Here is a 17,833-nt window from a genome sequence, read left to right as displayed (position 1 = left end):
TGTTTGTGCCTGATAGTCCGCTATCGCGAGCAGGCTCGCTCCCACAGGAGATTGGTGTTGCATGGGCACTCGCAGTCCATTGTGGGAGCGAGCCTGCTCGCGATGGGGTCTTTCCAGACACAGATTTTTCCAGCCGAACCAACTCTGACAGAAGTACCGTTTTTGTTACGGGCACAGGCTTCGTTTCAGTGTGCGGCGCACGGCTTTCAGCATGGCACTGTCAAAAGCATCGTGTCCGGCATGCAGCAACTGGCACTGCATGGTCAGACGTTGACGAAGCCAGCGCAGGCTGGTCATACCAAACGTATCCTTAATGCCTTGTATCACCTGGGTATTGGAATCGAGGGTCAGTTTTTCCTGCCTGCGGGTGAAGAAGTATTGATTGAGGTGGTAGTGCAACTCCAGGCGGATAGCGTGGACGGCTTCTTCATCGGCGAAATCTTCGATTGTGCCTTGGCGCATAGACTGACCGTTCAACTGAAAAATGGCTTTTAACCAGTGGGTGGCGGCCTGACGCTGCTGCGCTGTACAGCCGTTGCTCAGTATTTGATAGATCTGCCGCGCACTGCTGCCATCAGTCCCATGACCTACACCCGCCAGACCTTCGCTTAACTTTTGGTCATAGGCACTGACGTTGGCGGCAAAGGGTACAAACACTGAGACCAAGGTGGTTTTCAGCACGGTTTGGGGATAACGCTGCTGGTACTGGATCGCCAGCCAGCTTCCCCAGGAAACCCCCAACAGGCTGATTTTTTCGAAGCCCAAATGCTGACGCAGTCTGTCGATGTCTTCCACGCACAACCCTGTGTTATTGCGCCGGAGTTCACCGTGGGGGTAAGAGCGTCCGCAGCCGCGCTGGTCATACAGGACGATGTCGAAACCGAGGAGATCGAAGAACTCCAGATGATGACGACTGCTGCACCCACCCGGCCCGCCATGCAGGAAAAATATCGGTTCGGTGCCAGGGGTGCCGTGTCGTTCCCAATAGATCAAGTGCCCGTCGCAGGTCGGGAAGTAGCCGGTTTTCAATGAAGGCGTCATGTCAGAGGGACCCTCAGCCGGTAGAACTGGAACAGTTCCATTTGCTCAGGGCGGGCCGCGACGCTTGAAAGAAGCTCCAGTTTCAGCAATTGGGCCATGTATGGCACCGGCACCAGCACCGGGGTATGACCGAAAACCAGAACCGTGCCCCCCGGATTCACACAGGCCACAATATCGTGAAAGGTCTGCCGGGCATCCGCGCGAGTCATCACTTCGGCATTGAGAAAACGCAGGATCAGCACATCGCATTTGAGGCCGGAAGAAACAACGTCTCGGGCATCGGCCACAAAGAACTCCACCGCACCGGTGGCATGACGGCACCTGGCGTGATCAATCATCGAGGCCGAACGGTCGGAACCCAGGCAGTGGCGCTCGGGAAGCGCACGGGACAGGTGCGTTATGAACTCGCCCGTCGAACAGGCCGGATCCAGGATCACGGTTCCGGGGCTCGACAGGGTTTCAAGCAGGGTAGCGCAATGCTCTCGTAGATGGCCTTCGTCAGCATCCAGCTGCGTGGCGAGCGTGTCGTCGCACTGCCAGTAATCGGTCGGGCAAACGAATTCCAGACCCTTGGCATCGATGGCAGGAAACGGGAAGTGGACTTCACTGTCGGGTCGAGCCTGTGCAAGGTTGAAGGCCGCTTGCTTTTGCTCCATGGACGCACCGTGATAATAGAGTGCGATACCGACATTCTCCCATTGCATCTCGGCCAGCGGCCCGAGCAGCATCCAGGGCTTGAGCAGACTGCTGATGTACCAACCGCCGCTTTCAGCCTGCTGCAGCATTTTTCGACCTGCCCAATGGCAGCCATTCACGCGCAAGAAGAAGAGGTGATGGAATCCGCCACCGAAGGGTTCTACGTGGCAATTGAGTGCGAGCGAGGGGGTGGAAGGCTGGACGAAGGTTTGAGCCAGCAATACTTCTCGTCGGGGATCGACCGGATTGAACCGAGGGTTCATACGCTCACTCCTTGAGGACGTTCCAGGCGTCGCCCCCGCGCTTGCGGAACCACCACGTTGCCGCTGGAAACAACAAAAAAACGCTCCAGCCCCGGTATCACGACATTGACCAGAGTGGTTCCCAACCTGTTTTGATGCAGCGTTGAAATACCCAGCGTTCGTCCTTGTTGTTGCAGGTCCTTGGCCAGCAGATCGATCTGCTCAGCCAGTGGCTTTTGATCATGTGCGTGGGGCAACGCCACGTACTGTTGCTCGGACTGGTTGAACAACGGATTGAGGTCGAATCGCAAACAGCGTAACAACCGGGGGAACTGCTTCAGATGGCGTTCCGCGTTGCTCAGGCAATGCGTCAGTTCGGGCTCGTTGGCCCCGTGATGCAACTGAACAAGCTCGGTCAGCGCACGCCATGCGCCATGTCGGGCCATGAGTGAGCAGCCTGCTCCAAACACTCTTGGGGTTACACAAGGCCCGATGGAAAAGGCGAGAAAAGTCTTCGGAAAAAACTCGGTGCTGATATCGACAAGGACAATTTCGGCGCCGATTTCTGCCTCGGCGTCTGACCACAGTCGGCCGAGGACATCGTCATCGGGTAATCGGACGACGCGGCGCAGAGGCGGGTGGTTTTCGTAGTAAAAATGGTCCAGCAGAAACAATGACACCGCGTCGCGTTCGATGCATTCATTGACGGCGTGCAGGACTGCCTCATTGTAAGTTGCACCAATGGCGGTTCCGCTGTTGCTGGCATAACGGCGCAGGGAACGATAGTTGGTTGTGTCGGGTGCAAAAACATTGCTTGAATAGTCGGGTGTGCACAAGGCTATTGGGTAATAAAACGAAGAGTTGTCTATTGTATTGATATAAGTTCGGCAAGCAGTGCAGGTGCTTTGTTTTGTTATAAGTGCAAGCGCTGAGTCGTCGTGAAAAAGTGGTGTGTGGGGAAAATAGGCCGGCGCAATGTAGTGAGCGATGGAAGTATCACAATGATCGCTCAGATAATGTTCCAGCGTTTCATAGAGTGCACCGACTCGGGCTTGCTCCGCGTAGCCTTTACCGGCACCTCTGGCGCGGCGTCGAGGATTATGGGTACTGACAGAAACGTGGGTCGCAACGATTTTGCTACCAAGGGTGCGGATGTCGAGATGAAGACCAAATCCCTCCAGTTCGGCAAGAATTCGCTGCTCGGCCTGAGCCAGAGTCAGCTCCCGTTCAGTAACCATGAACTTGTCCATTATTCGTTCCCTCGAGAAACCGGGGGCATTGCCCCCGGTTTTTTATTCGGCCTGTAGTTCTGCCTGTTCTTCCTCGGTCAATTGAAGTGCTTCGATCTGTTCGGCAGTCGGGGCTTCTTGTTGTTCAAGATCGATGACTTTGTTGGCGTTCCAGCTGGCCATATAACCCATGATTAAATCCTCTTGTATTTAGTTGAGTGTGCTTCGTTGAGCACGGATCAAATGTATAAGTCATGGGTTGAGTACGTCAAAAATGTCAGAAAGTATCGAAAGCGTATTGAAGTAATGCTGAAATACGTACAGAACAATTGACGTATTGACTGAATACCGCGTGAAAATGCGTTGCGAGCTGGCGGGAGCGGCATTTCTAAATGACGGGGTGCTCAGGTTTATTCGTAGTCACTTGTGGGAAGTTTCAGCCAGAGGCTGAGGTCAATTTGCAATAGATGTGTTTAACGTTCTCTTTAGCCTTTGATTTGGCGAATGCTCCTACAGTTGTGAAGGAATAATGGAGCGACGCGCGGTTTAGTCTCTCGGCCTCCGACAAACGAAAAACGGCACCCGAAGGTGCCGTTTTACCTCGATGGTTCAGGTCAAGGCTGCGAGTTGTTCGATTGTCTGCGGAAAGCGTGCAACCAGGCGGATCAGTGTCGTGGCCTGAGCATTTGGGGTTGCCCGTCCCTGTTCCCAGTTCTCGAGGGTTCGGGTGTTGGTGCGCAGATACATGGCAAATACTGACCGGGAAAGGTTGAGCTGTTGGCGGATGGCTAGCACTTCCTCGGCAGTGATGGGCATCAGTTTTGGTAGCTCAACCTTGTGGGTTCGCAGAGTGATCTTGCCTTGGCGCTCATCGGCCAGCGATTCGAGGCCATCCATCAGTTCGGAAAAAATGTCACGTTTCATAGTGGGATCTCGTGTTGATTTCTCTTTCTAGTGCTTGTCTGAAAATTTTCTTCTGGAAGGGCGACAAGTCGTCTTGCTCGTTTTTGCTGTACACGGTGAATAGCCAGAATTGATCGAAGCCTGACCATCAGTAATAAATCACCCGTATTCCGCCGCGCTTGCCTTTACCTCTGCGTTGATCGCGAAAGCGAATTTTGCGCAGCCCACCAGTGCCCTCAATGAGATCTCCCGCTTCCGGATTCCTCAGCAACTCCAGCTGGAAGCTGCGAAACAGATCGTCGTCCAGATAATCGTCTCGGTGTTTTTGAAACATAGGTAATTCGATAAAAAGAGCATCCATGTTCTGTACGCTAACTACGTATAGTGTTGTCTCGATAATCGAATCGGTCAAGGCCTCCAGGCCATCCTTTTCGTTCCCGTTTCAACGGTAGACCGCGGTCGTGAAAACACGTGTAGGACGAGTCGATCAGTGCTGTGAGAGCATTCGATAAAGGAGGGAGGAGTGCGATTTACTATTTGCCCTGCTGACTTCAATTCGCCTGTGTTCCCAATGTGGAGAGTCATTGATGGCAGTGGGGCTGACCTGCGAAGCGGTGCATAAATCGATGTCTGAAAACTACGATCCACAAACGCAAAAACGGCACCCGAAGGTACCGTTTTTTTGTGCTGCCTAGGATCCAGTATCCTCAAAACCGTCGTAGCGAGTTTTAAATCAAAATGGCCAATGATGTGTACTTAGCCACTATTGGATCCGCCGTAAGAAGTTTCATCGGTTCCGTCATAGCAGTTGCCACAATGAGGCGGTCAAACGGGTCACGATGGTGAGGTTCCAGATCTTTCACCGCAATAGCGTGTTCGGATGAAACAGGTAATTCAATGAATCCACTTTCGACGCAATATTCCCGGATTTCCTCCAGGTCAACGCTCAGCTTTCCTATGCTGACCTTGATCGCCATTTCCCAGAAAGTCGCGGCGCTAACATAAACTTCAGCAGCGTTATTAATGAGCTGTCGGGCTTTGCCAGATAATTTCTGATCATCGGCGAGTGTCCAGAGCAGCACATGGGTATCGAGCAACACTCTCATGGTTGCTGCCCTTCAAATGCATCCAGCAGATCGTCCGGCAGAGCGGCGTCGAAGTCGTCGGTAAGGATGAGTTTGCCTTTCATCGCTCCTATACGTTGTCCGCGAGATCTTTCCACTGGAACCAGGCGGGCAAGTGGCCGGCCGTGTTTGGCGATCGTGATGACTTTTCCGGCGGCAGCGTCATCGACAAGTTTGGATAAATTGTTTTTGGCTTCGGCTAACGGAACAATGATCATGATTCGCCTCTCCCCATATTCTGGACAAATATAGCCAGAATCTTGTGGGGCTGCAAAGTTGCGCAACGCCTTAGAGCAGACGTATGACATAAGGATAGATTTGGTGCTGGAGCGCGCAGGCGAAATTTCGTTCCGACGCCCAGTGGCCAAGACTTCAAATCCATCTGCCAATTCATAAAAGATATCGCGTTTCATTGTTCGTCCTCATATCGGTCGTTCCCGCAGGCATTCAAGATAGAGGTATTGCCCAAGTTCTGGCTGTAGGACGAACCTGACATTCCCGCGTGAGCTTTCGGGAATTGCAGAAGGAGGGCAGGGCAGCAGTAACAAATCCCCCAAACGCAAAAACGGCACCCGAAGGTGCCGTTTCTATTTTTCTACCGAGTACCGCTCAAGCGATCAACCCGCCAACCCGGCCTGTTGAACCAGCACCAGCAATGGCTGAGGATACAGACCGAGGAAGAACGCCAGTGCCGCGATGGCCAGCAGCATCACGCCGCCTGCACGTTGTTCCCAGTGCAGTTGCGCATCGTGGCGACGCAGGTTCGGTTCGATCAGGAACAGCGTGACCATCACACGCAGGTAGTAGAAAACGCCGATGGCGCTGCCCAGTACCAGGGAGCCGACCAGCCACCACTGATGCGACTCGACACCGGTGGCAATGATGTAGAACTTGCCGATGAAGCCCGCGGTGAGCGGGATACCGGCCAGGGACAGCATCATCACGGTCAGTACGGCGGTCAGGTACGGACGGCGCCAGAACAGGCCGCGGTATTCGTACAGGGCATCCGCGTCACGGCCGTTGTATGGCGAGGACATCAGGGTGATCACGCCGAAGGCGCCGAGGCTGGTAATCACGTAGGTGACCAGGTACACGCCAATGGCTTCCACGGCCAGACCCTTGCTCGCCACGAGGGCGATCAGCAGGTAACCGAAGTGGGCGATGGACGAGTAACCCAGCAGACGCTTGAGGTTGCTTTGGGTCAGTGCCAGCAGGTTACCGAACAGGATCGACGCGATGGCGATGATTGTCAGTACGTCGCTCAGCACTCCGCTGCTTGCCGCTGGCGAGATCTGGAACAGACGGACCATCACCGCGAACACGGCCACTTTCGAAGCGGTCGCCAGGAACGCGGCCACCGGTGCCGGAGCACCTTCGTACACGTCCGGGGTCCAGAGGTGGAACGGTACCAGCGACAGCTTGAACGCCAGACCAATCAGCATCATGCCCAGGCCCAGTTGCGCCAGCGAGCTTGGCAGGCCGGTGGCCGCGAGGGCGTGGCCGATACCGCTGAAGCTCAGGCTGCCCGAATCGGCATACAGCAGCGCCATGCCGAACAACAGGAAGGCAGAACCGGCGGCCGACAGCACCATGTACTTGATACCGGCTTCCAGCGAACGCTTGTTGAAGAAGGCATAGGCCACCAGACCGTAGACCGGCACCGACAGCAGCTCCAGACCGACGAACAAACCGGCCAGGTGCTGCGCGCTGACCAGAACCAGGCCACCGGCGGCGGACATCAGGATCAGCAGGTACAGTTCTTCACGGTTGCCCGGGTAACCCGAACCGCCATCGCCGAGGTAGGCGTGGGCGAGGGTCACACACGCGAGGGTGGCGACCAGGATCAGCGCCATGTACAAGCAGGCAAAACTATCGATTTGCAGCAGCGGGGTCACGGCCAATGGCGCGACTTTCAGGGCCGGCAGGATCGACAGCAACGCCAGGTTCAGGCCCGCCACGGAAATCAGGAAGGTCTGCGAGTGGTTGCGGCGCCAGGCAATCGCCAGCATCACCACGATGATCGTGGCGCTGGTGATCAACAACGGCGCTAGCGCGATAAAGTGTTGAGTCGTGAATTCCATAGCGCTCTTACCGGGCCGAAGCGAGTTGAGTGAAGGCGGTGCCGAGCCACTGCTGCACGCCATGCATCGTCGCGGCAGAGGTATCGAGGAACGGTTGCGGGTACACGCCGATGTAAATCAGCAGCGCCGCCAGACCGACCACCATGATCATTTCGCGACCATCCATGCCATGCATCACCGCGTCCGACTTGGACGGGCCGAAGTAGGCACGGTGGATCATGATCAGCGAGTAGACCGAACCGAACACCAGGCCGGACGTTGCGATCACGGTGATCCACGGCGCAGCAGGGAAGGTGCCGATCAGGATCAGGAACTCACCGACGAAGTTACCGGTACCCGGCAAGCCCAGGGACGCAGCCGCGAAGAACAGGCTGATGGCCGGAAGGTAAGCGATCTTCGACCACAGGCCACCCATTTCACGCATGTCGCGGGTGTGAGTGCGCTCGTACAACTGACCGCTGAGGATAAAGAGTGCTGCCGCCGACAGACCGTGCGCCAGCATCTGCATCACTGCGCCCTGCAGCGCCAGTTGGCTGCCGGAGTAGATACCGATCAACACGAAGCCCATGTGGGAAACGGAGGAGTAGGCGATCAGACGCTTGATGTCGGTTTGGGCGAAGGCCAGGAACGCACCGTAGAAGATCCCGATCAGACCCAGGGTCATGGCGAACGGCGCGAACTCGGCCGAGGCATTCGGGAATAGCGGCAGGGCGAAACGCAGCAGACCGTAAGCCGCCGTCTTCAACAAGATACCGGCCAGGTCGACCGAACCTGCGGTTGGCGCCTGGGCGTGAGCGTCAGGCAACCAGGAGTGGAACGGTACGACTGGCAGCTTCACCGCGAAGGCGATGAAGAAGCCGAGCATCAGGATGTACTCGGTGGTCATCGACATCTTGGTTTTCAACAGGTCGGCGTAGTTGAAAGTAATCACGCCGGTGTCGTTGAAGTTGACCAGGACCAGACCCAGGATCGCCACCAACATGATCAGGCCGGACGCCTGAGTGAAGATGAAGAACTTGGTCGCCGCATAGATCCGGGTTTTCTTGCCGTCCGAAGAACTGTGACCCCAGAGCGCGATGAGGAAGTACATCGGCACCAGCATCATTTCCCAGAAGAAGAAGAACATGAACAGGTCGAGGGCGAGGAACACGCCGACGACACCGCCCAGGATCCACATCAGGTTCAAGTGGAAGAAGCCAACGTGACGTTGAATCTCTTTCCACGAGCAGAGGACCGAGAGAACGCCCAGCAGACCGGTCAGCATGATCATCAGCAGCGACAGGCCATCGAGGGCCAGGTGCACGCTGATGCCGAAACGCTGGATCCAGATGTGCTTGAACTCAAGCGCCCAGGTCGGATCGGCGCCAGGCGCCGGGGCTAATGAATAGTCACCGTTGGCCCACAGCCAAAGGCCGAGGGCGAGCAACAGGGACATGGTGATCAGCGCAATCCAGCGCGGGAGGGTGGAGCTGAAGCGCTCACCCATCCAGCACAGCAGGCCGCCGATGAAGGGGATCAGGATTAGCCAAGGCAGAATCATGACGGGCTCAATTCCTTTCGCAAGTTCGCAAGGTTCATATTCAGACCGCTACCAGCACGATGGCGCCGATGACCAGCACGGAGCCGGCTGCCATCGATGCCGCGTACCAACGCAGTTGACCGGTTTCGGTACGGCTCAGGGCGGTGTGACCGCCTTTGGCCATACGCGGGATCAGACCGATGGTCTGGTCGAGCGGGTCTCTGCGCAGTACGTGGCTGATCGCCAGGTATGGCTTGACGAACAGTTTGTCGTAGATCCAGTCGAAGCCCCAGGCAGCGAACCACCAGGCCGAAAGGAATCGGCCGATGCCGCTGTTGGCGATTGCAGTGACGAAACGACGCTTGCCGAGGAACAGCAGCGCGGCCAGCAGGATACCGGCCAGGGCGATGGCACCCGAAGCGATTTCCAGACTGTGCTTGGCTTCGCCGCCGGCATGGCCGACGCTTTCCGGCAACACACCGTGCAGTGGCGGAACGATCATCGCGCCGATGGCGGTGGACAATACGATCAGCACCGACAGTGGCAGCCAGTGAGCAATGCCGTGACCGGCGTGCGCTTCGGTCTTCGCTTCACCGTGGAACGCGATGAAGATCAGGCGGAAGGTGTACAGCGACGTCATGAACGCGCCGACCAGACCTGCGTACAGTAGACCGTGGTTGCCGCTGGCGAACGCTTCCCAGAGGATTTCGTCCTTGGAGTAGAAGCCTGCGGTCACCAGTGGCAGGGCTGCCAGAGCGGCACCACCGACGATGAAGCTGGCGTAGGCCAGCGGCAGTTTCTTCCACAGACCGCCCATCTTGAAGATGTTCTGCTCGTGGTGGCAGGCAACGATCACCGCACCGGATGCAAGGAACAGCAGGGCCTTGAAGAAGGCGTGGGTCATCAGGTGGAAGATCGCGCCGTCCCAGGCACCCACGCCCAGGGCCAGGAACATGTAGCCGATCTGGCTCATGGTCGAGTAGGCGAGGATACGCTTGATGTCGGTCTGTACCAGAGCGGCGAAGCCCGCCAGGACCAGGGTCACACCGCCGACCAGGCCGACCAGGTGCAGGATTTCCGGCGCCAGGGTGAACAGGCCGTGGGTACGGGCGATCAGATACACACCGGCGGTCACCATGGTTGCGGCGTGGATCAGTGCCGAAACCGGGGTAGGACCGGCCATCGCATCCGCCAGCCAGGTTTGCAGCGGCAGTTGCGCGGATTTACCGACAGCGCCACCCAGCAGCATCAGAGTGGCCATGACCATCCAGAAATCGCCGGCCTGGAATTTCTGCGGTGCCAGCACCAGCAGTTCCTGGACGTTCAGCGTACCCAGTTGAGCGAACAGGATGAACAGGCCGATGGCCATGAACACGTCGCCGATACGGGTCACGATGAACGCCTTGAGTGCCGCGTTACCGTTGTTGCGGTTGCTGTAGTAGAAACCGATCAACAGGTACGAGCACAGGCCCACGCCTTCCCAGCCGAAGTACAGGAACAACAGGTTATCGCCCAGGACCAGGAACAGCATGCTGGCGATAAACAGGTTGGTGTAGGCGAAGAAGCGCGAGTAACCGGCTTCACCGCGCATGTACCAGGACGCGAACAGGTGGATCAGGAAGCCGACACCCACGACCACACCGAGCATGGTCACGGACAGGCCATCGAGGTACAGCGCGAAGTTCGGCTTAAAGCCTTCCACCGCCATCCACTGCCACAACACCTGGGTGTAGTGACCGCCTTCCGGCGGGGCGACGTTGAATTGCCAGATCACATAGGCTGTGACGATGGCCGACAGACCGATGGAACCGACGCCGATCAGCGCCGACAGGTTTTCCGAGAGGCGGCCGCGTGAGAAAGCCAGCAGCAGGAAACCTATGAGGGGGAATACGAAAGTCAGATAGAGAAGATTCATCCGCGCATCTCGCTGGCAGCGTCGATATCGAGAGTGTGGAAGCGGCGGTACAGCTGCAACAGAATCGCCAGGCCGATACTGGCCTCGGCGGCTGCCAGGCTGATCACCAGGATGAACATGATCTGTCCATCCGGCTGCGCCCAGCGGCTACCGGCAACGATGAACGCCAGTGCGGAGGCATTCATCATGACCTCCAGGCTCATCAGCACGAAAAGAATGTTGCGGCGGACCATCAGGCCGACCAGACCGAGGCAGAACAGGATGCCGGCGACCGCCAGACCATGCTCCATAGGGATAGCAGGCATAGTCATTGCTCCTTGGCTTCGTTGCGGCCCAAGTGGAACGCCGTGACGGCTGCGGCGAGCAGCAACATCGAGGCGAGTTCGACCACCAGCAGGTACGGACCGAACAGGCTGATGCCCACGGCCTTGGCGTCTACGGTGGTGTGGCCGATGGCCTGGCCGCTCTGATGAGCGAACAGTACGTACAGCAGTTCACCCAGCAGCAATGCGCCGAGAATCACGGGGCCGAGCCAGATACCGGGCTTGAGCCAGACGCGCTCTTGCTGAACCGAGGCGGGCCCCAGGTTCAACATCATCACCACGAACACGAACAGCACCATGATGGCGCCAGCGTAGGCGATCACTTCCAGTACACCGGCAAACGGTGCGCCGAGGGCGAAGAACGTCATGGCCACGGCGATCAGTGAAATGATCAGGTAGAGCAGGGCGTGCACAGGGTTGGTGTTGGTGATCACGCGAAGCGTGGACACCACAGCGATACCCGATGCGAAATAGAAAGCGAATTCCATCTTTCTTCCTTAAGGCAGCAAGCTCTTCACGTTGATCGGCTGGGCTTCATTCTGCGCGGAGCCTTTGGGCTTCCCGGCAATCGCCATACCTGCAACACGATAGAAGTTGTAATCAGGGTTTTTGCCGGGGCCGGAGATCAGCAGATCTTCTTTCTCGTAAACCAGGTCCTGACGTTTGAACTCGGCCATTTCGAAATCCGGTGTCAGCTGGATCGCGGTGGTCGGGCAGGCTTCCTCGCAGAGGCCGCAGAAAATGCAGCGCGAGAAGTTGATGCGGAAGAAGTCCGGGTACCAGCGACCGTCTTCGGTTTCAGCTTTCTGCAGCGAGATGCAACCAACCGGGCACGCCACGGCGCACAGGTTGCAGGCTACACAACGTTCTTCGCCATCAGGGTCACGGGTCAGGACGATACGGCCACGGTAGCGCGGTGGCAGGTACACGGCTTCTTCCGGGTACTGCAGCGTGTCGCGCTTGCGGAAGGCGTGGCCGAAAATCATCACCAGGCTGCGAAGCTGGGTGAAGAAGCCATGCACGATGTCAAATATGTACTTCATGATTCTCTATCCTCACTGAGCCGCGACGGCGGGCGTGTTGAGCAACACGATCGCAGCGGTCACCAGCATGTTGACGAGGGTCAGCGGCAGGCAGAACTTCCAGCTGAAATCCATCACTTGGTCATACCGTGGGCGCGGAATCGAAGCGCGCAACAGGATGAAGATCATGATGAAGAACGCGGTTTTCATCGCGAACCAGATGAACGGGATCTGCGGCAGAATGCCGAACGGACCGTGCCAGCCACCGAAGAACAAGGTCACCAGCAGCGCCGAAATCAGCACGATGCCGATGTACTCGCCGACGAAGAACATGCCCCATTTCATGCCGGCGTATTCAATGTGGTAACCGTCGGCCAGTTCCTGTTCCGCTTCCGGCTGGTCGAACGGGTGACGGTGAGTCACGGCGACGCCAGCGATGAAGAAGGTCAGGAAACCGAAGATCTGCGGAATGATGAACCACAGGTTCTGGGCCTGGTAATCAACGATGTCGCGCATGTTGAACGAGCCGACCTGAATCACGATGCCCATCAGCGACAGGCCCATGAACACTTCGTACGACACGGTTTGTGCCGAGGCCCGCAAGCTGCCCAGCAGGGCGAACTTGTTGTTACTCGACCAACCGGCGAACAACACCGCGTAGACCGACAGACCGGCCATGGCGAAGAAGAACAGGATACCGATGTTCAGATCCGCCACGCCCCAGGTCGGGGTGATCGGGATGATCGCGAAGGCAATCAGCAGGGCGCTCATGGCCACGACCGGTGCCAGGGTGAAGATCATCTTGTCGGCGAACGGCGGGGTCCAGTCTTCCTTGAAGAACATCTTGATCATGTCGGCGGCGATCTGGAACGCGCCGAACGGGCCGACGCGGTTCGGACCGTAACGGTCCTGCCAGAGGGCGAGCAAACGACGCTCGACCCAGCTCAGCAACGCGCCGCACACCACCACGGCGAGCAGAATCACGATGGCCTGAATGACTGCGATGATCACGTCGATCACTTCAGGAGTGAACCAAGTCATTGCGCTGCCTCCTGCAGACCGTCAACGGATTTGCCAAAGATCGCTGGCGGAATGCCGGCGATGCCCGCAGGCAATGCAACCAGACCGGCACCCAGCTCTTCATTGATGCGCAGCGGCAGACGCAGGGTCTGGCCAGCCACGTTCAAGCTGAGCATGGCGCCATCGTTGACACCCAGACGATCAGCTTCGGACTTGGCCAAGGCGACGTAGGCGGCCGGGATGCGTTCCTGAACCGGTGCGGCTTTCGAAGAGTTCTCTTCGCTGCCGAGCAGGTGGAAGAACGGCACAACCTGCCAGGTGCCCGGAGCCGGGTTGAACGCACGCGGAACAGCGTCGAACCAGTTCAGCGAATCACCGGTGCTTTCGATCAGGCGGGTGCCCGGGTCGCCAGCGCGGATGTGACCACCGACTTCGTCCTGGAACTTGTTCCAGGCTTGCGGCGAGTTCCAGCCCGGAGACCAGGCGAATGGCACTTGCTGACGCGGTTCGACCGAGCCCGAGTAACCTTCCATCGAGAAGTTGAACGCGGTGTCGTTGTCTTGCGGGGTACGCGGTTCGTGCACGTTGATGTCAGCGCGCATGGCGGTACGACCGGAGTAACGCAGCGGTTCGCGGGCCAGTTTCATGCCCTTGATGCGGAACGCGGCGGACGGTGCGGCATCAACGATACGCGCCAGTTGCGGCGTGCTCGAAGCGACGGCAGCGGTGACGTGATCGAGCTGGGTCCAGTTGATCGGCTGGTTCAGCAGGGTGGCGCGCAGGGCATGCAGCCAGCGCCAGCCTTCGTGAACCAGGATGCTGGCGTCCATGTATTTCGGATCGAAGACCTGGAAGAAGCGCTGGGCGCGGCCTTCCTGGCTAACGAGGGTACCGTCGCCTTCAGCGAAACTGGCGGCTGGCAGAACCAGGTGCGCGCGATCGCTGGTTGCGGTTTTTTGATGGTCGGCAACGATCACCACTTTCGCGGCGGTTAATGCAGCATCAACCTTGGCTTTATCGGTGCGGGTGTACAGATCGTTTTCCAGCACGACGATGGCGTCAGCACCGCCAGAGATCACCGCTTGCAGCGCAGCGTCGACCGAGTCACCACCGAGCATGGCCAGGCCGAGGCTGTTGGCCTCTGGCACGATCAGGCTGATGGAGCCGTTCTTCTCGCGCAGCTTCAGGGCTTTGGCGATGTTTGCAGCGGCTTCGATCAGCGCCTTGGAACCCAACGAGGTACCGGCAATGATCAATGGACGCTTGGCCGCGAGCAGGGCGTCGGCAATGCGCTTGGCCAGTTCAAGGGCTTCAGCATCCAGGCCTTCAACTGCTGGGGCACTGGCGTCGAGGGCGTGAGCCACGGCGAAACCAATGCGGGCCAGGTCGTCCGGCGCTGCGTGAACGCATTCTTCAGCGATGTCGTCGAGCTTGGTTTCAGCCAGGCTGGCGATGAACAGCGGGTTCAGCGCGTGCTGACCGATGTTCTTCACGGCGGCGTCGAGCCAAGGCTGAACGCGCATGGCGTCGGCCATGTCTTCGGCTTTGCCTTTGACCGACTGACGCAGGGACAGGGCCATACGGGCCGCAGTCTGGGTCAGGTCTTCACCGAGGACGAAGATTGCATCGTGGTCTTCGATGTCGCGCATGTTCGGGATCGGCAGCGGGCTGTCGTTCAGCACCTGCATGACCAGACGAATGCGTTCCAGCTCAGCGGCTTCGATACCGGTGTAGAAGTGCTCGGCACCCACCAGTTCGCGCAACGCGTAGTTGCTTTCGAGGCTGGCACGCGGCGAACCGATACCGACGATGTTGCGACCGCGCAGCAGGTCAGCCGCTTTATCCAGCGCTTCGTCGAGGCTCAGCTTGGTGCCGTTGGCCAGCAAAGGTTGACGCGGGCGATCTTCGCGGTTGACGTAGCCATAGCCGAAACGGCCACGGTCGCACAGGAAGTACTGGTTGACCGAACCGTTGAAGCGGTTTTCGATACGACGCAGTTCACCGTAGCGCTCGCCCGGGGAGATGTTGCAACCGCTGGAGCAGCCATGGCAGATGCTCGGCGAGAACTGCATGTCCCACTTGCGGTTGTAGCGCTCGGAGTGAGTCTTGTCGGTGAACACACCGGTCGGGCAGACCTCGGTGAGGTTGCCGGAGAACTCGCTTTCCAGGGTGCCGTCTTCAACGCGACCGAAGTACACGTTGTCGTGGGCACCGAACACACCGAGGTCGGTGCCGCCGGCATAGTCCTTATAGAAACGCACGCAGCGGTAGCAAGCGATGCAGCGGTTCATTTCGTGGGAAATGAACGGGCCCAGTTGCTGGTTCTGGTGGGTACGCTTGGTGAAGCGGTAACGGCGCTCGTTATGGCCGGTCATTACCGTCATGTCTTGCAGGTGGCAGTGACCGCCTTCTTCACAGACCGGGCAGTCGTGAGGGTGGTTGGTCATCAGCCATTCGACAACACTGGCGCGGAAGGCCTTGGATTCTTCATCTTCGATGGAGATCCAGGTGCCATCGGTGGCGGGGGTCATGCAGGACATGACGATACGACCACGGGTGTCGTTCTCGTCGGTGTACTGCTTGACCGCGCACTGGCGGCAAGCGCCAACGCTGCCAAGGGCTGGGTGCCAGCAGAAATACGGGATATCGAGGCCTAGCGACAGACACGCCTGTAACAGGTTGTCTGCCCCATCGACTTCGAGCTCTTTGCCGTCTACGTGGATAGTGGCCATGGTTCAAAGTTCTTCGTTGGCCCGGTGTCAGCGGGCGTGGCTAATGGAATCTTGTATTCGCGTGAATCAACACAGCCGTTAAAGGCGTCATCACACGAGAAGGCGAAGGGCACGGACCCTTCGCCTTTTTAAGCGTTTACGCGCCGACTACGATCGGCCTTGCCAGAGGCGGGACGACGGCGCTGGTGGGCGCGATGCCGGCTTCGAACTCATGGCGGAAGTATTTGATTGCGCTGCCCAACGGCTCCACGGCGCCCGGTGCGTGAGCACAGAAGGTCTTGCCTGGGCCGAGGAAACCGACCAGACCCAGCAGGGTCTCGATATCGCCGGCTTGCCCTTCACCGTTCTCGATCGCACGCAGGAGCTTGACGCTCCACGGCAAACCGTCACGGCACGGGGTGCAGAAGCCGCAGGATTCGCGGGAAAAGAACTCTTCCATGTTGCGCAGCAAGGACACCATGTTGACGCTGTCGTCCACCGCCATGGCCAGGCCGGTACCCATACGGGTGCCAACCTTGGCGATGCCGCCGGCATACATTTGTGCGTCCAGGTGTTCCGGCAACAGGAAACCGGTACCGGCGCCGCCAGGCTGCCAGCACTTGAGCTTGAAGCCGTCGCGCATGCCGCCGGCGTAGTCTTCGAACAGCTCGCGACCGGTGACGCCGAATGGCAGTTCCCACAGGCCCGGGTTCTTGACCTTGCCGGAGAAGCCCATGAGCTTGGTGCCCATATCCTCGCTGCCGACCCGAGCCAACGATTTGTACCAGTCCACGCCGTCGGCGATGATCGCCGGCACGTTGCACAGGGTTTCAACGTTGTTCACGCAAGTAGGCTTGCCCCACACGCCCACGGCGGCGGGGAAGGGCGGCTTGGAGCGCGGGTTGGCGCGGCGGCCTTCGAGGGAGTTGATCAGTGCGGTTTCTTCACCGCAGATGTAACGCCCGGCGCCGGTGTGGACGAACAGCTCGAAATCGAAGCCGCTGCCCAGGATGTTTTTACCCAGCAGGCCCGCTGCCTTGGCTTCTTCCACGGCACGGTTGAGGTGCTTGGCGGCGGTGGTGTACTCGCCACGCAGGAAGATGTAGCCACGGTAGGTTTTCAGCGCGCGAGCACTGATCAGCATGCCTTCGATCAGCAGATGGGGCAGTTGCTCCATCAGCATGCGGTCTTTCCAGGTGTTCGGCTCCATTTCATCCGCGTTGCACAGCAAGTAGCGGATGTTGATGGATTCGTCTTTGGGCATCAGGCCCCACTTAACGCCCGTGGGGAAGCCTGCACCGCCGCGACCTTTCAAGCCAGAATCCTTCACGGTCTGGACGATATCGTCCTGAGCCATGTCGGCGAAGGCTTTGCGCGCAGCGGCGTAACCGTTCTTGGCCTGGTACTCGTCGAGCCACACGGCTTCGCCGTCGTCACGCAGACGCCAGGTGAGCGGGTGAGTCTCGGCCGACCGCTTGATGCGGTTGGCAGGGCCGAAGGAAGTCAGGGTCATACGTAGCCCTCGAGCAATTTGGCAACGCCGGCAGGCTGCACATCACCGAAAGTGTCGTCGTCGATCATCAACGCCGGCGCCTTGTCACAGTTGCCGAGGCAGCAGACCGGCAGCAGGGTGAAACGACCGTCGGCGGTGGTCTGACCCAGGCCGATGCCCAGATTGCTCTGGATTTCGCTGACCACGGACTCGTGGCCGCCGATGTAGCAGACCATGCTGTCGCAGACGCGAATGATGTGACGGCCAACCGGCTGACGGAAGATCTGGCTATAGAACGTCGCCACGCCTTCTACGTCGCTGGCCGGGATGCCGAGAATCTCGCCGATGGCGTACAGAGCGCCATCCGGCACCCAGCCACGTTCCTTCTGGACGATCTTCAGGGCTTCGATCGACGCCGCGCGCGGGTCTTCGTAGTGATGCAACTCATGCTCGATGGCCGAGCGCTCGGTTTCACTCAAGGTGAAACGGTCTGTCTGGATAAGCGTGCTGTTCAT

17 protein-coding genes and 1 pseudogene are annotated in these 17,833 nt (G+C 58.5%); all 18 read right to left on the bottom strand.

The annotated features are described in order from the left end of the window. Nucleotides 1–165 precede the first annotated feature (165 nt). Entirely contained in the window at nucleotides 166–1,041 is an 876-nt protein-coding gene (locus J2Y56_RS23440) for an alpha/beta fold hydrolase (RefSeq protein ID WP_007946402.1), read from the bottom strand. Then, nucleotides 1,038–2,000, bottom strand: a complete 963-nt coding sequence (locus J2Y56_RS23435; protein WP_310352971.1) for a class I SAM-dependent methyltransferase — start codon at nucleotides 1,998–2,000, stop codon at nucleotides 1,038–1,040. Before J2Y56_RS23435 ends, J2Y56_RS23440 begins: the two co-directional genes overlap by 4 nt. Continuing rightward, nucleotides 1,997–3,229 carry a YcaO-like family protein gene (locus J2Y56_RS23430; RefSeq protein WP_310352968.1) on the bottom strand — a complete coding sequence of 411 codons (1,233 nt, stop codon included), beginning with the start codon at nucleotides 3,227–3,229 and terminating at the stop codon, nucleotides 1,997–1,999. Before J2Y56_RS23430 ends, J2Y56_RS23435 begins: the two co-directional genes overlap by 4 nt. 42 nt (nucleotides 3,230–3,271) lie before the next feature. After that, nucleotides 3,272–3,400, bottom strand: a complete 129-nt coding sequence (locus tag J2Y56_RS23425; protein WP_007946407.1) for a hypothetical protein — start codon at nucleotides 3,398–3,400, stop codon at nucleotides 3,272–3,274. Between the two features lie 417 nt (nucleotides 3,401–3,817). Beyond that, entirely contained in the window at nucleotides 3,818–4,132 is a 315-nt protein-coding gene (locus J2Y56_RS23420; protein ID WP_007946408.1) for a DNA-binding transcriptional regulator, read from the bottom strand. Next, nucleotides 4,122–4,472 (bottom strand): annotated as a pseudogene (locus J2Y56_RS23415) (toxin). Before J2Y56_RS23415 ends, J2Y56_RS23420 begins: the two are co-directional and overlap by 11 nt. Before the next feature lie 367 nt (nucleotides 4,473–4,839). Further along, the gene (locus tag J2Y56_RS23410; RefSeq protein ID WP_007946411.1) at nucleotides 4,840–5,217 is read right to left on the bottom strand and encodes a type II toxin-antitoxin system VapC family toxin; all 378 of its coding nucleotides are present in this window, start codon (nucleotides 5,215–5,217) and stop codon (nucleotides 4,840–4,842) included. Then, complete coding sequence (locus tag J2Y56_RS23405; protein WP_405046881.1) at nucleotides 5,214–5,543, bottom strand: type II toxin-antitoxin system Phd/YefM family antitoxin; 330 nt, start codon at nucleotides 5,541–5,543, stop codon at nucleotides 5,214–5,216. The genes J2Y56_RS23410 and J2Y56_RS23405 overlap by 4 nt, the downstream gene beginning before the upstream one ends. 309 nt (nucleotides 5,544–5,852) lie before the next feature. Next, the gene (gene nuoN / locus J2Y56_RS23400; protein ID WP_007946413.1) at nucleotides 5,853–7,316 is read right to left on the bottom strand and encodes an NADH-quinone oxidoreductase subunit NuoN; all 1,464 of its coding nucleotides are present in this window, start codon (nucleotides 7,314–7,316) and stop codon (nucleotides 5,853–5,855) included. A gap of 7 nt (nucleotides 7,317–7,323) precedes the next feature. Continuing rightward, on the bottom strand, nucleotides 7,324–8,856 hold the full coding sequence (nuoM, locus tag J2Y56_RS23395) for an NADH-quinone oxidoreductase subunit M (protein WP_310337599.1): 1,533 nt from the start codon (nucleotides 8,854–8,856) through the stop codon (nucleotides 7,324–7,326). 40 nt (nucleotides 8,857–8,896) lie between these two features. Then, nucleotides 8,897–10,750 carry an NADH-quinone oxidoreductase subunit L gene (gene nuoL / locus J2Y56_RS23390; RefSeq protein WP_310352962.1) on the bottom strand — a complete coding sequence of 618 codons (1,854 nt, stop codon included), beginning with the start codon at nucleotides 10,748–10,750 and terminating at the stop codon, nucleotides 8,897–8,899. Beyond that, nucleotides 10,747–11,055, bottom strand: coding sequence for an NADH-quinone oxidoreductase subunit NuoK (gene nuoK / locus J2Y56_RS23385; protein WP_007946416.1), 309 nt, complete (start codon nucleotides 11,053–11,055; stop codon nucleotides 10,747–10,749). Before nuoK ends, nuoL begins: the two co-directional genes overlap by 4 nt. Nucleotides 11,056–11,057: 2 nt before the next feature. Next, the gene (gene nuoJ / locus J2Y56_RS23380) at nucleotides 11,058–11,561 is read right to left on the bottom strand and encodes an NADH-quinone oxidoreductase subunit J (RefSeq protein ID WP_007946417.1); all 504 of its coding nucleotides are present in this window, start codon (nucleotides 11,559–11,561) and stop codon (nucleotides 11,058–11,060) included. A gap of 9 nt (nucleotides 11,562–11,570) precedes the next feature. Beyond that, a complete protein-coding gene (gene nuoI, locus J2Y56_RS23375) occupies nucleotides 11,571–12,116 on the bottom strand; it encodes an NADH-quinone oxidoreductase subunit NuoI (protein WP_007946418.1) in 546 nt (181 codons plus the stop codon). A gap of 12 nt (nucleotides 12,117–12,128) precedes the next feature. Next, complete coding sequence (nuoH, locus tag J2Y56_RS23370) at nucleotides 12,129–13,136, bottom strand: NADH-quinone oxidoreductase subunit NuoH (RefSeq protein WP_007946419.1); 1,008 nt, start codon at nucleotides 13,134–13,136, stop codon at nucleotides 12,129–12,131. After that, the gene (gene nuoG, locus J2Y56_RS23365) at nucleotides 13,133–15,847 is read right to left on the bottom strand and encodes an NADH-quinone oxidoreductase subunit NuoG (protein ID WP_310352960.1); all 2,715 of its coding nucleotides are present in this window, start codon (nucleotides 15,845–15,847) and stop codon (nucleotides 13,133–13,135) included. Before nuoG ends, nuoH begins: the two co-directional genes overlap by 4 nt. 136 nt (nucleotides 15,848–15,983) lie before the next feature. Then, the gene (nuoF, locus tag J2Y56_RS23360; RefSeq protein ID WP_007946421.1) at nucleotides 15,984–17,339 is read right to left on the bottom strand and encodes an NADH-quinone oxidoreductase subunit NuoF; all 1,356 of its coding nucleotides are present in this window, start codon (nucleotides 17,337–17,339) and stop codon (nucleotides 15,984–15,986) included. Beyond that, nucleotides 17,336–17,833, bottom strand: coding sequence for an NADH-quinone oxidoreductase subunit NuoE (nuoE, locus tag J2Y56_RS23355; protein WP_007946422.1), 498 nt, complete (start codon nucleotides 17,831–17,833; stop codon nucleotides 17,336–17,338). The genes nuoF and nuoE overlap by 4 nt, the downstream gene beginning before the upstream one ends.

Origin of the sequence: Pseudomonas sp. BE134, assembly GCF_031456105.1 — a bacterium.
Taxonomy (GTDB): domain Bacteria; phylum Pseudomonadota; class Gammaproteobacteria; order Pseudomonadales; family Pseudomonadaceae; genus Aquipseudomonas.
This window is presented reverse-complemented; position numbering and strand designations above follow the sequence as displayed.

Excerpts from the sequence above, each read along its gene's own strand:
- nuoI (WP_007946418.1), bottom strand. The coding sequence starts at position 12,116 with ATGAAGTACATATTTGACATCGTGCATGGCTTCTTCACCCAGCTTCGC.
- J2Y56_RS23405 (WP_405046881.1), bottom strand. The coding sequence starts at position 5,543 with ATGTCATACGTCTGCTCTAAGGCGTTGCGCAACTTTGCAGCCCCACAA.
- J2Y56_RS23440 (WP_007946402.1), bottom strand. The coding sequence starts at position 1,041 with ATGACGCCTTCATTGAAAACCGGCTACTTCCCGACCTGCGACGGGCAC.
- nuoK (WP_007946416.1), bottom strand. The coding sequence starts at position 11,055 with ATGCCTGCTATCCCTATGGAGCATGGTCTGGCGGTCGCCGGCATCCTG.
- J2Y56_RS23435 (WP_310352971.1), bottom strand. The coding sequence starts at position 2,000 with ATGAACCCTCGGTTCAATCCGGTCGATCCCCGACGAGAAGTATTGCTG.
- J2Y56_RS23410 (WP_007946411.1), bottom strand. The coding sequence starts at position 5,217 with ATGAGAGTGTTGCTCGATACCCATGTGCTGCTCTGGACACTCGCCGAT.
- nuoL (WP_310352962.1), bottom strand. The coding sequence starts at position 10,750 with ATGAATCTTCTCTATCTGACTTTCGTATTCCCCCTCATAGGTTTCCTG.
- nuoF (WP_007946421.1), bottom strand. The coding sequence starts at position 17,339 with ATGACCCTGACTTCCTTCGGCCCTGCCAACCGCATCAAGCGGTCGGCC.
- nuoN (WP_007946413.1), bottom strand. The coding sequence starts at position 7,316 with ATGGAATTCACGACTCAACACTTTATCGCGCTAGCGCCGTTGTTGATC.
- nuoH (WP_007946419.1), bottom strand. The coding sequence starts at position 13,136 with ATGACTTGGTTCACTCCTGAAGTGATCGACGTGATCATCGCAGTCATT.
- nuoM (WP_310337599.1), bottom strand. The coding sequence starts at position 8,856 with ATGATTCTGCCTTGGCTAATCCTGATCCCCTTCATCGGCGGCCTGCTG.
- J2Y56_RS23430 (WP_310352968.1), bottom strand. The coding sequence starts at position 3,229 with ATGGACAAGTTCATGGTTACTGAACGGGAGCTGACTCTGGCTCAGGCC.
- nuoE (WP_007946422.1), bottom strand. The coding sequence starts at position 17,833 with ATGAACAGCACGCTTATCCAGACAGACCGTTTCACCTTGAGTGAAACC.
- J2Y56_RS23425 (WP_007946407.1), bottom strand. The coding sequence starts at position 3,400 with ATGGGTTATATGGCCAGCTGGAACGCCAACAAAGTCATCGATCTTGAA.
- J2Y56_RS23420 (WP_007946408.1), bottom strand. The coding sequence starts at position 4,132 with ATGAAACGTGACATTTTTTCCGAACTGATGGATGGCCTCGAATCGCTG.
- nuoG (WP_310352960.1), bottom strand. The coding sequence starts at position 15,847 with ATGGCCACTATCCACGTAGACGGCAAAGAGCTCGAAGTCGATGGGGCA.
- nuoJ (WP_007946417.1), bottom strand. The coding sequence starts at position 11,561 with ATGGAATTCGCTTTCTATTTCGCATCGGGTATCGCTGTGGTGTCCACG.